The organism is Mesorhizobium sp. dw_380 (genome assembly GCF_018588885.1).
Lineage (GTDB): Bacteria > Pseudomonadota > Alphaproteobacteria > Rhizobiales > Rhizobiaceae > Mesorhizobium.
Map to the genome: position 1 here is coordinate 33,270 of NZ_JAFFIW010000016.1, position 13,076 is coordinate 46,345.

At 63.4% G+C, this 13,076-nt stretch carries 14 protein-coding genes; 8 read left to right on the plus strand and 6 right to left on the minus strand.

Going from position 1 to position 13,076, the window contains the following annotated elements; translation table 11 throughout:
* Nucleotides 1–37 precede the first annotated feature (37 nt).
* Complete coding sequence (locus JT360_RS17255; protein ID WP_214472868.1) at nt 38–1,957, plus strand: potassium transporter Kup; 1,920 nt, start codon at nt 38–40, stop codon at nt 1,955–1,957.
* Nucleotides 1,958–1,997: 40 nt separating this feature from the next.
* Entirely contained in the window at nt 1,998–3,038 is a 1,041-nt protein-coding gene (locus JT360_RS17260; RefSeq protein ID WP_214472869.1) for an SDR family oxidoreductase, read from the plus strand.
* A gap of 42 nt (nt 3,039–3,080) precedes the next feature.
* Here JT360_RS17260 and JT360_RS17265 read toward each other — a convergent pair whose 3' ends face one another.
* Entirely contained in the window at nt 3,081–3,974 is an 894-nt protein-coding gene (locus JT360_RS17265) for an SDR family oxidoreductase (RefSeq protein ID WP_214472870.1), read from the minus strand.
* Nucleotides 3,975–4,109: 135 nt separating this feature from the next.
* Here JT360_RS17265 and JT360_RS17270 point away from each other — a divergent pair, with 135 nt between their 5' ends.
* On the plus strand, nt 4,110–4,520 hold the full coding sequence (locus JT360_RS17270; RefSeq protein ID WP_214472871.1) for a winged helix-turn-helix transcriptional regulator: 411 nt from the start codon (nt 4,110–4,112) through the stop codon (nt 4,518–4,520).
* A gap of 66 nt (nt 4,521–4,586) precedes the next feature.
* Here the strand turns inward: JT360_RS17270 and JT360_RS17275 are convergent, their stop codons facing one another.
* On the minus strand, nt 4,587–5,318 hold the full coding sequence (locus JT360_RS17275; protein WP_214472872.1) for a glutathione S-transferase family protein: 732 nt from the start codon (nt 5,316–5,318) through the stop codon (nt 4,587–4,589).
* Nucleotides 5,319–5,463: 145 nt separating this feature from the next.
* Here JT360_RS17275 and JT360_RS17280 point away from each other — a divergent pair, with 145 nt between their 5' ends.
* Nucleotides 5,464–5,922: a MarR family winged helix-turn-helix transcriptional regulator gene (locus JT360_RS17280; RefSeq protein WP_214472873.1), complete on the plus strand. Its 459-nt coding sequence runs from the start codon at nt 5,464–5,466 to the stop codon at nt 5,920–5,922.
* A 28-nt stretch (nt 5,923–5,950) separates the two neighbouring features.
* Here JT360_RS17280 and JT360_RS17285 read toward each other — a convergent pair whose 3' ends face one another.
* Complete coding sequence (locus JT360_RS17285) at nt 5,951–6,382, minus strand: anthrone oxygenase family protein (protein WP_214472961.1); 432 nt, start codon at nt 6,380–6,382, stop codon at nt 5,951–5,953.
* Between the two features lie 159 nt (nt 6,383–6,541).
* Between JT360_RS17285 and JT360_RS17290 the strand changes: the two genes are divergently transcribed.
* On the plus strand, nt 6,542–7,189 hold the full coding sequence (locus JT360_RS17290) for a TetR/AcrR family transcriptional regulator (protein ID WP_250888875.1): 648 nt from the start codon (nt 6,542–6,544) through the stop codon (nt 7,187–7,189).
* A gap of 22 nt (nt 7,190–7,211) precedes the next feature.
* Complete coding sequence (ilvC, locus tag JT360_RS17295; RefSeq protein WP_214472875.1) at nt 7,212–8,231, plus strand: ketol-acid reductoisomerase; 1,020 nt, start codon at nt 7,212–7,214, stop codon at nt 8,229–8,231.
* 84 nt (nt 8,232–8,315) lie between these two features.
* Here ilvC and JT360_RS17300 read toward each other — a convergent pair whose 3' ends face one another.
* Entirely contained in the window at nt 8,316–8,936 is a 621-nt protein-coding gene (locus tag JT360_RS17300; RefSeq protein WP_214472876.1) for a BA14K family protein, read from the minus strand.
* 188 nt (nt 8,937–9,124) lie between these two features.
* Between JT360_RS17300 and JT360_RS17305 the strand changes: the two genes are divergently transcribed.
* Nucleotides 9,125–10,237 (plus strand): endonuclease/exonuclease/phosphatase family protein, encoded by a 1,113-nt coding sequence (locus JT360_RS17305; RefSeq protein WP_214472877.1) that lies wholly within the window; start codon nt 9,125–9,127, stop codon nt 10,235–10,237.
* A gap of 7 nt (nt 10,238–10,244) precedes the next feature.
* Nucleotides 10,245–10,961, plus strand: a complete 717-nt coding sequence (locus tag JT360_RS17310) for a hypothetical protein (RefSeq protein WP_214472878.1) — start codon at nt 10,245–10,247, stop codon at nt 10,959–10,961.
* Nucleotides 10,962–11,047: 86 nt separating this feature from the next.
* On the opposite strand, the gene JT360_RS17315 is transcribed toward JT360_RS17310, so the two are convergent.
* On the minus strand, nt 11,048–12,265 hold the full coding sequence (locus tag JT360_RS17315) for an ABC transporter permease (protein ID WP_214472879.1): 1,218 nt from the start codon (nt 12,263–12,265) through the stop codon (nt 11,048–11,050).
* A 103-nt stretch (nt 12,266–12,368) separates the two neighbouring features.
* Nucleotides 12,369–13,076: an ABC transporter ATP-binding protein gene (locus JT360_RS17320; RefSeq protein WP_214472880.1), complete on the minus strand. Its 708-nt coding sequence runs from the start codon at nt 13,074–13,076 to the stop codon at nt 12,369–12,371.

Consider the following 13,076-nt stretch of genomic DNA (forward strand, 5'->3'; position numbering starts at 1 on the left):
AAGCGTAGAGCACCGCGCGCTTATCGGAGTGTCGCCCATGGCCCTTGCCAATGCTGGTAATGAGGCAGAACCCGTCGAACCATCGAGCCATCCTGAAATCGAGCACCACAGCACCAAGGTGCTGATGCTGGGCGCGCTGGGTATTGTCTATGGCGATATCGGCACCAGTCCGATCTATGCCTTTCGCGAGGCGCTGGTGGCGTCGTCCCACGGCCGCGTCGCGGACCGCGGCGATATCCTTGGCGTGCTGTCGCTGATCATTTGGTCGCTAACGATCACGGTCACGATAAAATACATCATGTTCGTGCTTCGCGCCGACAATCGCGGCGAGGGCGGCGTGCTGTCGCTGATGGCGCTGGCGCGCGGCAGCTTTCCGAAACGGTCGGCGGTGATTCTCGGCATCGGCATCGTTGGAGCCTCGTTGTTTTTCGGCGACGCGGTCATCACACCGGCGATTTCGGTGCTGTCGGCGGTCGAGGGCATGAATGTCGTTACGCCCGCTTTCCAACCCTATGTCGTGCCGTTGACATTGGTCATTCTCGCCATGGTGTTTGCGGTGCAACGCTTCGGCACGGGCGGTGTCGGACTGGTCTTCGGTCCGGTAACCGCGGTGTGGTTCCTGGCGATCGGCCTTTCAGGCCTCAACCACATAGTCGCCGATCCGGAAATCCTGCTGGCGATCAGTCCGCACTATATCGTTGCCTTCCTGATCCATTCGCCCGACGTGGCTTTCGTCACGGTCGGGGCCGTCTTCCTCGCCGTCACCGGCGCTGAGGCGCTCTATGCCGACCTCGGCCATTTCGGACGCAAGCCTATCGTGCTGGCCTGGCTGGCGATCGTGTTCCCTTGCCTGCTGCTGAACTATGCCGGGCAGGGCGCCTTCGTGCTGGCTAAGAATGGCGTCGTCGGCCACCCGTTCTTCGAGATGAACGAGGGTTGGGCTCTGATTCCCATGGTCGTGCTGGCGACTGCGGCGACGGTCATCGCCAGCCAGGCGGTGATTTCGGGTGCCTTCTCGCTGACCCGGCAAGCGGTGCAGCTCAACATGCTGCCGCGGCTCGAAATCCTGCACACGTCGGAGAAACAGTCCGGCCAGATCTACATGCCGCGCGTCAACCTCTTGCTGGCGCTGGTGGTGATGATGCTGGTGGTTGGCTTCGGCGAGTCCAGCAAGCTCGCCTCGGCCTATGGCATCTCGGTGACCGGCAACATGCTGGTGACGACCGTGCTGCTCTATGTCGTCATGACCCGGATCTGGAAATGGCGTTTGTCGGTGACGATCGCGCTGACCGCTCTGTTCGCTTTCATCGATATCGGATTCTTTGCCTCCAACATCGTCAAGGTGTTCGAGGGCGGCTGGTCGTCGCTGGCGGTGGCTTTCACCATCGTGCTGGGTATGTGGACCTGGGTGCGCGGCAGCCGCTATCTCTTCGACAAGACCCGCCGCAACGAAATCCCGCTCGATTTCCTCGCCGGCAATCTGTTGAAGAAGAAGCCGCAGCTGGTGTCCGGCACCGCGGTGTTCCTGACCAGCGATCCGCTCAGCGCGCCGACCGCGCTGATGCACAGCCTTAAGCACTACAAGGTGCTGCATGAGCAGAACGTCATCCTGTCGGTGGTGACGGCGCCGCAGCCGGTGGTGGCCGACAGCGACCGGGTCAAGATGGAGACGGTCAACGAGTTGTTCATGCGGGTGACGCTGACCTTCGGCTATATGGAGCAGCCAAACATCCCGCGCGCGCTGGCGATCTGCCGCAAGCAGGGCTGGAAGTTCGACATCATGACGACCTCGTTCTTCCTGTCGCGTCGCTCGCTCAAGGCCTCGCCCAATTCCGGCATGCCGGTGTGGCAGGACAAGCTGTTCATCGGCCTGGCGCGCACCGCGGCCGACGCGACCGAATATTTCCAGATCCCGACCGGACGTGTGGTAGAAATCGGCACGCAGGTGGCGATCTGAAGCGTTCGAACGCTTGACCTGACGAGTTGCGAGGGCGCGCATGAGCGGCGAATTGGTGCTTGTCACCGGCGGATCGGGCTTCCTCGGCGGCCACTGTATCCTCGGACTGCTGAAGGCGGGCTACCGCGTGCGCACGACCGTGCGCTCCGCCGAGCGGCAAGCCGATGTCCTGGCCATGCTCAAGGCCGGCGGCATCGAGCCGGGTCATTCGCTGTCTTTTGCCATCGCCGACCTCATGAACGACGCCGGCTGGCCGCAAGCCGTCGTCGGCTGTGATTACGTCCTGCATGTCGCCTCGCCATTTCCGGCCGGTGTGCCGAAGCACGAGAATGAGCTGATCATCCCGGCTCGCGAGGGTGCATTGCGGGTGCTGCGGGCCGCACGAGACGCCGGCGTCAAACGCGTTGTGCTTACCTCGTCATTCGCGGCCATCGGCTGCGGCAAGATGCCATCAGACGGATGGCCGCTCACCGAGGAGAGCTGGACCGATCCGGCAGGCAAGGTCAGCGCCTATGTGAAGTCGAAGACCTTGGCCGAGCGCGCGGCCTGGGATTTTATTGCCGCCGAGGGCGGGGCGCTTGAACTTTCGGTGGTCAATCCGGTCGGTATTTTCGGGCCTGTGCTCGGGTCCGACCACTCGACCTCGACCGAATTTGTCCAGCGCATGATGAACGGTGCCATGCCGGGGCTGCCGCGCCTGTCTTTCGGCGTGGTCGATGCACGCGACGTGGCGGATCTGCATGTGCGCGCCATGACCAGTCCGGTGGCAAAAGGCGAGCGCTTCCTGGCGGTTGCCGGCGATTTCATGACTGTGCGGGAGATCGCGCAGACCTTGAAAACGCGGCTGGGCGATGCCGCGGCGCGCGTCTCGACCAGGCAGCTTCCCGATTGGCTGTTGCGGGTGGTGGGGCCGTTCAACCCGGAAGCCGCGCAGCTGGTGACAGAGCTCGGCAAGGTCAAGAATGCCACCAGCGCCAAGGCGGTGCGCATGCTCGGCTGGAAACCGCGTTCGCGCGAAGACGCGCTGGCGGCGACCGGAGAGAGCCTTATCCGGCTCGGCCTGGTCAAGGCATCGAAGTAGGCGCGGCGGAAAGCCGGGAACAGGCTCCCCGCCGCGCGGATTTCAACCGGCCAATGCGGCCTTGTTCGCCTCGAGGAATTGCTTCAACGTCTTTGGCGTCCTGCCGGACAGCGTCTCGATCGCGTCCGTCACCATTGAGATGCGGCCGGAGCGCGTGTTCGCGTCGAAGGACACGACGACCTCGGCAAAGTCCTCGGGAATGCCCGATGCCTTCACTCCTTCCGTCAAAGCTTCATCCGGAACCTGCACGACATCGAGCGGCTTGCCGGTGACCTCGCTTACCAGGGCGGCAATCTCGGCCGTGGTGTAGGCGTGCGGACCGGTCAACGTGTAGGTCTTGCTTTCGTTTGAGGCGCCAGCGAGGCCGGCGGCGATCGCCGCTGCCATGTCATCGCGTGCGCCGTGCGCAATGCGGCCTTCGCCGGCGGACGTATACCAGCGTCCCGACGCGATCGCGTGCGGCAGTGCCATGAACAGGTTCTCCTGATACCAGCCGTTGCGGAAGATCGTGTACGGGATGCCGCTCGCCTTGATCGCCTGCTCGGTGCTGTAGTGGTCATCGGCGAACAGGACCGGCGATACCGGCTCCGGATTGGGCATCGAGGTGTAGAGCAGATGCGAAATGCCGGCATTTTTGGCCGCGGCGACGGCATTTTCGTGCTGCTTCAGGCGCCTGCCGCTTTTGAGATCGAGATCGCCGGTCGAAATGATCAGCAACTTGTCGGCGCCCTCGAATGCGGTTTCCAGCGAGGCCGCGTCGTTGAAGTCGGCGGCCCTGACAACGATGCCGCGCAGCGCCAGATCGGCCACGCTTTCTGGATTGCGTGTGGTGGCGATGATCTTTGCCGGCGGAACTTTGTGCGTGTCCAGGAGATAGTGGATGACGCCGCGGCCGAGCTGGCCGGAGGCGCCGGTGATGAGAAAGGTTTTGGTCATGATGGATCCTGACATTGCGCCGCAAGGGCGGGTCGAGTGGTAGTCTCAGAAAGAGACCAGCACTAAAATAGGAATTGACCCGGTGCCGTAAAGAAGGCAGTTTTTCGGGAGGTAGGCACAGGCAGGGAACCAGCCATGGACGGCAAGGTCATCAATCTGAAATCGAAGATGGAGATCTACAAAGCGATAAGCGGGGGCGGCAATATTGCCAATTGTCCGGTTCGTGAAGTCATCCAGGGCGTCAGCGGCAAATGGAGATCGCTGCTGATGATGGCGCTGGCTGAAAGACCCTACCGCTTCGGCGAGTTGAGGCGCCTTGTGCCCGACATTTCGCAGCGCATGCTGACCCAGACGCTGTACGATCTTCAGCGCGATGGCTATGTGCATCGTGAGGTGTTCCCGACCAAACCACCGAGCGTCGAATACAGCCTGACCGGTCTCGGGCGCTCGATGTTCGGCGCCTTTCATCAATTGATTCTGTGGGCCGAACTCAACCATGATGCGGTGCGCGCAGCGCGCGCCGATTTTGATGCCGCTCAAGCGTAAGCCTCTGGACGGCGCCGCGGCTTGATTTTCTTGCGTCGATGGTGGTCGGGACAGTGATCGATACGTTCAGGCGGGCAGGGCTTGCCGAGGCGCGGTGGCTGGATCGTTTCGGCGGATGAGGCTCGACAGGAAAGACCCTTTCGCCTGGAGGAAGGCATGCAGGCGCTGCGGATAATCCGGCGCCACGGCGACCCTGATGGAGGGGCGTCCACTCAAGGCTTGGCGCCAGGCCTGGACAAACGGCTTGCCGTCCATGATGCCGAAATCGCCGATCCGGTCGAAAGCGTCGAGATATCTGAAAACAGGGCCGTAAACGGCGTCGACGAGCGAGAAGCGCTCTCCGGCGAACCACGGTCCACGCCGCAGGGCATTGTCCGCCAGCTCGGCCTCGATGCGGCCAAATAGGACCGCCAGCGTGCTGGACTCGGCAAGGAATCCGGCCCCCGTCGGCGCTGAATAGAAACGGCCGATTGCATTGAGGGTGGCCGATCCGAACTCGATCCAGGCCCGATGCCGGGCTCGGTCGTAGGGATCGATGGGGTGAAGGGCGTTGGGCTGTGTCTCCTCGAGGAATTCGAGAATGACGGCCGACTCGAAGATTACCGTCTCCTCGCCATTTCGCCGCACGCGCAGCAGCGGCACCTTGCCGAGCGGCGAGATCGCCTTGAACCAGTCCGGCTTGTCAGCGAGGTCGATGTCGACGCGCTCGAACGGCACGCCTTTCTCGGTCAGCGAGATCGCCGCGCGCTGGACATAAGGGCAGAGAGGATGACTGACGAGAATGAGCTTGTCGGCCATTTCACTCTCCCCAGACATAGATCTTGCAGGTTTTATGTTTCACTGAGATGTGCCTTTCGGAAGTTGACGCAATTGCATCTATATAGATGCATATGCATTGATCGTCAAGCTTGATGCATCTGCATCTATCTTCTATGGTGCGGCCGTGACAGAGAAAGCCACGCCTTCGCCGCAAGCCATCAAGGCCTGGGCCCGCCTGATGCGCGTTTCGCGCCAGCTGGTGGAGAGTGCCGAAGACGCGCTGAAGGCGGGCGGCCTGCCGCCGCTTGCTTGGTACGATGTGCTGCACGAACTTGCCGAGGCTGGCGAGGCCGGCCTGCGGCCGTTCCAATTGACCGAGCGCACTCTGTTTGCGCAGTACAACATCTCGCGGCTGCTGGCCCGGCTCGAAGCCGACGGGCTGGTCGAGAAGCTGCCGGTGGCCGATGACGGTCGCGGCCAGACCATCCGCATCACGGCCAAGGGGCTGGAGATGCGCCGCCGGATGTGGGACGTCTATGGCCGGTCGATCGCCGAGCTGGTCGGCGTCAGGCTCTCGCCGGATGAGCTGAACACGGTGTCGGCACTGCTTGGCCGACTGCGCCATCCTCCTGCCAGCGATTGAACTTGGACCCGGCACGATCGGAGCGATGTCAGCCCAGATGGTTGCCCCAGAAAAAGGCCAGCGTCGCCAGCACGCCAAGTGCAACGCGAACCAGGTGCAGATTGCCCCACTTGACGATCAGGGATCTGGCTTGCGGATTGTCGGTACCGACATCCATCGCTTCCAGCAGCCTGTTGGTGGGCATCATCGCGATCAGCGTCCACGGCCAGGGCAGGATGATCGACACCGCGCCGATTGCAAAGGCAAGGCCGCCGGTCTGCCACCAAGCAACCAGACCGAGAACGCAGGCGACAATGGCGATCGACGCCTGCATGGCGGCGCCGCGCTTGTAGGACGGTTGCCATTCCTGCAGTAGCGCTCTGTCGCCAAGGCGGAGCCGCGCCGGCTGCTCGGCGACGCTGACATAGATCGCGGCACCAGCGAATACGGCAGCCACGGTTAAGGCAAGCAATCCGATCACCATCTTCTTTCCCAGCGAGGCCCGTCTGGCAGCCTGGCCGTCCGGGAAGAAATAGGGCTTGCATGTTTCAGAACAATACGCGATAGAAATGCCGAACCGTAACGTACGGTACGGCTCGCCGGAACTGCCGGCTTGCCTTGCCGCCGAGGAACGATCGTGTTGCTGGCAAACGCCGACATCGACACCAGCGAGGCGCTGACGGAGCGGCAGAAGGCCGTCCTGGATGCGGCGTTGCGGCTGCTGGTCGAGGAAGGCGATCATCTGACCATGACCGCCGTGGCGGGCCGCGCGAGCTGTTCCAAGGAAACGCTCTACAAATGGTTCGGTGACCGCGACGGGCTGCTGACGGCGACGGTGCAATGGCAGGCCTCGAAGGTGCGGGTGGCGCAGGTCGATGGCAAGGGGCTCGATCTCGCCTCGCTGGCGGCAAGTCTCGAACGCTTCGCTTCGGACTGGCTCAAGGTGATTTCGAGCGACACCTCGATCGCGCTCAACCGGGTGGCGGTTGGCCATGCGGGGTCAGGAAAGGACAACCTTGGCGCCGTCGTGCTGGAGAATGGCCGCTTCGCGCTCGCCAAGCGGCTGAAGCCGGTGCTCGAGGCTGGCCGGCACGCCGGACTGCTGGACTTTGCGGATGCCGAGACGGCATTCCGCACCTTTTTCGGGCTGGTCGCCCGTGACGTGCAGATCCGTCTGCTGTTGGGCGACCGGCTGGAATTGACTGAGGCGACGATCGGTGGCGATGCCGCGCGGGCGACGCAGCAGTTTCTCGCTCTTTACGGAGCAAAACCGGGCCGCGGCCTCTAATATAAAACGGGAAGGAAGTAAAATGCGCGTCTATTACGATCGTGATGCCGATCTCAACCTGATCAAGGGCAAGAAGGTCGCCATCATCGGCTATGGCAGCCAGGGCAGGGCGCATGCGCTCAACCTCAAGGATTCCGGCGCCAAGGAGATCGCCATCGGCCTCAAGGCCGGCTCGGCGACCGCCAAGAAGGTCGAGGCCGACGGCCTGAAGGTCATGACCGTGGCGGACGCCGCCAAGTGGGCCGACCTGATGATGATGGCGACGCCCGACGAATTGCAGGCCGACATCTACAAGAACGAGATCGCGCCGAACATCCGCGACGGCGCGGCGATCGCCTTCGCCCACGGCCTCAACGTGCATTTCGGCCTGATCGAGCCGAAGTCGACCGTCGACGTCGTGATGATCGCGCCGAAGGGCCCCGGCCACACGGTGCGCGGCGAATACCAGAAGGGCGGCGGCGTGCCGTGCCTGGTCGCCGTCAACCAGGACGCGTCGGGCAATGCGCTCGACCTGGCGCTCTCCTACGCCTGCGGCGTCGGCGGCGGCCGTTCGGGCATCATCGAGACCAATTTCCGCGAGGAATGCGAGACCGACCTGTTCGGCGAGCAGGTCGTGCTGTGCGGCGGCCTGGTCGAATTGATCCGCGCCGGCTTCGAGACGCTGGTGGAAGCCGGCTACGCGCCTGAAATGGCCTATTTCGAGTGCCTGCACGAGGTCAAGCTGATCGTCGACCTGATCTATGAAGGCGGCATCGCCAACATGAACTACTCGATCTCGAACACCGCCGAATGGGGCGAATATGTCTCGGGTCCGCGCATCATCACCGCCGAGACCAAGGCCGAGATGAAGCGCGTGCTCAAGGACATCCAGACCGGCAAGTTCACGTCGGAATGGATGCAGGAATACCGTGCCGGCCTGTCGCGCTTCAAGGGCATCCGCCGTATGAACGACAGCCATCAGATCGAGGAAGTCGGCGCCAAGCTGCGCGCCATGATGCCGTGGATCTCCAAGAACAAGCTGGTCGACAAGGCCAAGAACTGAGCGGGTCCGCTCTCCATTGCCAAAACCAAAACGGCGCCGAGAGGCGCCGTTTTCCAATTTTCCATGTTCGGCTTGGCCTAAAGCTCAGCTATAGGGCGACAAGCACTGCCGACGCGGGCCGTAATTGGGCTGGAAGGTGTTATCCCACGCACGATAGGACCGATAGCGGTTGTAGCACCACTGCACATGGGCGCTCGAAAGCCGGCCCGCGCGGTAGTAGCGGCGCGGCGGCGCCTCGTAGTAATTGTAGTTGTTGTACAAGCTGCTGAGGCCGAGCCCCAGGCCAAGGCCCAGGATCGCGGCGCCGGCGCCATCATCATCATAGTAGCGGCCGCCATAGTGGCGATGGCGCCAGCGCCAATTGTCGCCGTCACCCCAATGGCGTCCGGCCCAATGGCCACGACCCCAGTCGCCGCGACCCCAGTGGCCGCGATCCCAATTGCCACGACCCCAGTGGCCACGATCCCAATTACCGCGGTTCCAATTGCCCGACCGGCGCCACCGCCACTCGTTGTTGAACCCCCCGTTGTTGTTGCCGCCGGCCCAGCCTTCACGCACCGGGATGACTGTCGGTGCAGCGGTGCTTGTGGGAATCGACAGGTTCGGCTGCAGGATCGGACCGGCGGCGGACGGTGCCGTGATGCCGGAGACGATACCGAGCGCTATCAGCCCGGATTTGACGGTGGAAGAAAAGAGCGAATTCATAACACTCTCCGAGAGTTACAGGCCCCACGCCTACCCTGGGAATGGGCCTAATGTGGATCTTTGCGTCTGAACGGCGGATGAACGGAAAGGTTCCGTCAACCATGGCGTGAACGCCGCCAGGATCAAACGATCCCCGCTTGTGGCCCGCGATCTTGTTTTCTCCAGCGCTTGCAGGCAAAGGTCAGGGCATGTCGCTGCGCCTTGCAACCTTCAATGTCGAGAACCTGATGAACAGGTTCGATTTTTCCGGCTTTCGCAACCAGCTCAACGAGGATCGGACGCTGGCGCTGTTCGATATCCAGAGCGAGGCCGAGTACAAGATGCTGGAGCAGGCCCGCGCCATCGCGCAGTCCGACGACACGCGGCAGCTGACGGCGCTGGCGATCGCCGCCACCCGCGCCGACATCATCTGCATGCAGGAGGTCGACAACATCGAGGCGCTGAAGGCCTTCGAATACGGCTATCTGTTCAAGATGGTCGGGCAGGGCTACCGGCAGAAATACACCACATCGGGCAATGATTCGCGCGGCATCGACGTCGCCGTGATGATGCGCAACGAGACCGCGCAGGGACAGCCGATCGAATTCGTGCGCATGACCAGCCACGCCTATGTCACTTACGAGCAGTTCGGGCTGCACACGCCGGAACTCGAGGCGCTTGGCAACCAGGCCAACGAGCGCATTTTCCGGCGCGACTGCCTGGAAGTCGACATCACCGTGGGCGGCGCGCGAATGACACTCTACCTCGTGCACTTCAAGTCGATGGGCTCGCCCCGCAACGGGTTCGACGGGCGCGAGGCGACGATGCCGGTGCGCATCGCCGAGGCTCAGGCCGTTCGGCGGATCATCGAGGAGCGCTTCGGCGGGGATCATGCCGCCGACAAGCGCTGGGCGATCTGCGGCGACATGAACGATTACCGCCAGCGGGTGAAGATCGCCGGCGATGAATTCGACGGCTATCGTTTCGAGGTGGTCGACGAGGCCAAGTCCTGCATCAACGTGCTGACGGCAGGCGGCTTCTGCGAAAACGTCATCGAGCGGCGGCCGGAAATGAACCGCTGGACCTTCTATCACACACGCGGGCCGGAAGAGCGGCATCTCTGCCAGCTCGACTACATCCTGCTGTCCAGGGGACTGGCGGCAAAGAATGCCACCGCCGTTCCCGACATCATCCGCAACGGCCAGCCCTGGCGCACGATCTTCCCGGCGGGCCAGGAAGTCGAGCGATTCCCGCGCGCCGGCTGGGACCGGCCGAAAGCGTCGGACCATTGCCCGGTGGCGATCACGCTGGACATGGCGTGACAGGCCCATGAGCTTCGACCTGCCGCGCAATGTCATCCTGCCGGTCGACGCCGTCGACGTCCGGCTCGATCCTGGCCCGCACCCCTTCGCCAGGGATAATGCAGAGGCGATCGCCGAAAACTGGCAGCACGAGATAGCAGCCAATCCGGCGCTGTTCGACGGCATTGTGGTGCTGCTCTCGCAGCTTGCCTGGCGCGGCAATCGGCTCGTCGGCCGCTGCCATGCGATCAATTATTCGACGTTCATGCTTTGGCGCCGGCGGCGTGAGAATTCCGGCGCCGGGCATGCCTATGGCCACGCCATGCTGGTGGCCGGCGACAATGCGCTGGTAGCGATCCGCATGGGACGACACACGGTGGGTGCCGGCAGCGTCTATTTCGCCGCCGGCTCATTCGAGCCGATCGATTTTCGCGACGGGCTGGTTGATGTCGATTTCAACATGATCCGCGAAGTGCGCGAAGAGACCGGCCTCGACCTGTCGAATGCCAGGCGCGGCAAGCGCTATCACGCCCTGTCGACGGATAGCGGGACGGTCATCTTCCGCCGCTATCACGTTGATGAGCCGGCCGATGATGTCGCGCGCCGGATCTCAGCCTTTGTCGCGACCGAAACCGATCCGGAGATCGAAGGGCCGGTGATCATCCGCCACGCCGCCGACCTGCCGGAGGGGCTGTCGCCGCACATGAAGCCGCTGATCGAATGGCATTTTGCCGGCGGCAACTAGAGCAATTCCAGGAAAAGTGTGAAGCGGTTTTCCGTCCGGAATTGCGTCAAAACAAAGATAGAGGACAGCCCTGGCTCTGTTGCCCTTTATTCGTGCCTTAGCGCGTCGATCGGGTCGAGCCGTGCGCCGCGCAGGGCCGGGAAGAAGCCGAACACCATGCCGATCAGCGCGGAGAAGCCGACGGCGAGCAGGATGACCGCAGGGCTTGGCGCGAACGGGATGGTCAGCGTTGCCGAGGCGAGGCCGGCCAGCGCCAGGCCGATGAGGATGCCGATGATGCCGCCGAGTAGCGACAGCACCGTCGCCTCGACCAGGAACTGGATGAGGATGTGCTTTTCATGCGCGCCAATGGCGAGCCTGATGCCGATCTCGCGGGTGCGTTCGGTGACCGACACCAGCATGATGTTCATGATGCCGATGCCGCCGACCAAAAGGCTGACGCCGGCGACCGCGCCCAGCATGCCGGTCATGGTGGTGGTCGCGCTGGCCATCGCGTCGGCGATCTGGGTCATGTCGCGGATGCCAAAATCGCTTTCGCGGTCGGGCGTGATGCGCCTGATATCGCGAAGGATGTCTTCGACGCGCGGCTGCAATTCGCTGGTCGGCGTGCGGTCGTCGGCGGCGATGTAGATGTTGTCGATGTCGCGGTTGCCGGCGATGCGGCGCTGATAGGCATGCAGCGGCATCAGCACCACGTTGTCCTGGTCCTGGCCGAAGCCGGTGTAGCCCTTGGGTTCGAGCAGGCCGATGATCTTGCAGGAGGTTCGGTTGACGCGGATGATCTCGCCTTCGGGATCGCCAGCGCCGAAGAATTGCTGGCGCACGGTCTCGCCGATCAGGCACACGCCGGTGCCCGAGCGGGTTTCGGAATCGCTGAACGGACGGCCCGACACCAGCTTCCAGTCGCGCGCGTCGAGATAGGCGCTGTCGGTGCCGGTGACGCCCGAGGTCAGGCTCTCTGTGCCGAAGATGACACGGACCTGCTTCTGCGAGGCCGGCGAAATGGCGCGCGCGCCGGTGAGATGCGCGACCAGCGCCGCCAGGTCCTTCTCAGCCAGCGGACGCACCGCCTGGTCGAGCCCGCCAGGGGCGCCGGGACCGGCGGGCCGCCCGGCACGAACGACCAGCAGATTGCTGCCGAGTTTGGAGATGTCGGCCTTGACCTTCTGCGTGGTGCCCGAACCGATGGTCAGCATGGCAATGACGGCGGCGACACCGATGACGATGCCGAGCAGCGTCAGGAACGAGCGCAGCACGTTGCGGCGGATCGAACGCAGCGAAAGGCGGATGGTTTCCCAGATCATGATATAGAGCCTGATCCATTCCGACAGAGCCGGGATGGGGCTCTATCTCTCTGTTTGGCCATGATCTCCAGCGAAAACCGGTTTCCACTTCTCGGTATCATGGCTAAGCCGTCTCCAGAACCACGGTGTCGGACGCGACGTGACCGTCGAGGAAGCGAATGGTGCGCTCGGCGTATCCGGCGACATCGGCCTCGTGCGTGACCATAGCGATGGTCAGGCCAAGCTCCTTGTTGAGCCGCGTCAGCAACTCCATGATCTCGTGCGTGCGTGCGGTGTCTAGATTGCCGGTCGGTTCGTCGGCGACGAGCAGGGTCGGCCTGGTGACGATGGCGCGCGCGATCGCCACGCGCTGCTGCTGGCCGCCCGACAATTCGGCCGGCGTGTGATGCTCGCGGCCGACCAGGCCGACCTCGGCTAGCGCCTGCATGGCGAGGTCGCGGCGCTCGCGGGCGGCGACGCCGCGATAGATCAGCGGCAGTTCGACATTTTCGGCCGCCGTGGTGCGCGCCAAGAGATTATAGCCCTGGAAGACGAAGCCGACATAGAGGTTGCGCAGCATGGCGCGGCGGTTGCGGTCGAGCCGGCCGGCATCGACGCCCATGAAGGAGTAGGTTCCGGCCGTCGGCGTGTCGAGGCAGCCGATGATGTTCATCGCGGTCGACTTGCCGGAGCCGGACGGGCCCATGATGGCGACGAATTCGCCGCGCCGGATCCCAAGATCGACGCCGGCCAGCGCATGGACCTTGGCTTCGCCCTGGCCATAGCTCTTCCAGACCTTGTCGAAGGTGATGAGGGCAGCACCGGTGGCCAC

Excerpts from the sequence above, each read along its gene's own strand:
- JT360_RS17255 (WP_214472868.1), top strand. The coding sequence starts at position 38 with ATGGCCCTTGCCAATGCTGGTAATGAGGCAGAACCCGTCGAACCATCG.
- JT360_RS17260 (WP_214472869.1), top strand. The coding sequence starts at position 1,998 with ATGAGCGGCGAATTGGTGCTTGTCACCGGCGGATCGGGCTTCCTCGGC.
- JT360_RS17265 (WP_214472870.1), bottom strand. The coding sequence starts at position 3,974 with ATGACCAAAACCTTTCTCATCACCGGCGCCTCCGGCCAGCTCGGCCGC.
- JT360_RS17270 (WP_214472871.1), top strand. The coding sequence starts at position 4,110 with ATGGACGGCAAGGTCATCAATCTGAAATCGAAGATGGAGATCTACAAA.
- JT360_RS17275 (WP_214472872.1), bottom strand. The coding sequence starts at position 5,318 with ATGGCCGACAAGCTCATTCTCGTCAGTCATCCTCTCTGCCCTTATGTC.
- ilvC (WP_214472875.1), top strand. The coding sequence starts at position 7,212 with ATGCGCGTCTATTACGATCGTGATGCCGATCTCAACCTGATCAAGGGC.
- JT360_RS17300 (WP_214472876.1), bottom strand. The coding sequence starts at position 8,936 with ATGAATTCGCTCTTTTCTTCCACCGTCAAATCCGGGCTGATAGCGCTC.
- JT360_RS17305 (WP_214472877.1), top strand. The coding sequence starts at position 9,125 with ATGTCGCTGCGCCTTGCAACCTTCAATGTCGAGAACCTGATGAACAGG.
- JT360_RS17310 (WP_214472878.1), top strand. The coding sequence starts at position 10,245 with ATGAGCTTCGACCTGCCGCGCAATGTCATCCTGCCGGTCGACGCCGTC.
- JT360_RS17315 (WP_214472879.1), bottom strand. The coding sequence starts at position 12,265 with ATGATCTGGGAAACCATCCGCCTTTCGCTGCGTTCGATCCGCCGCAAC.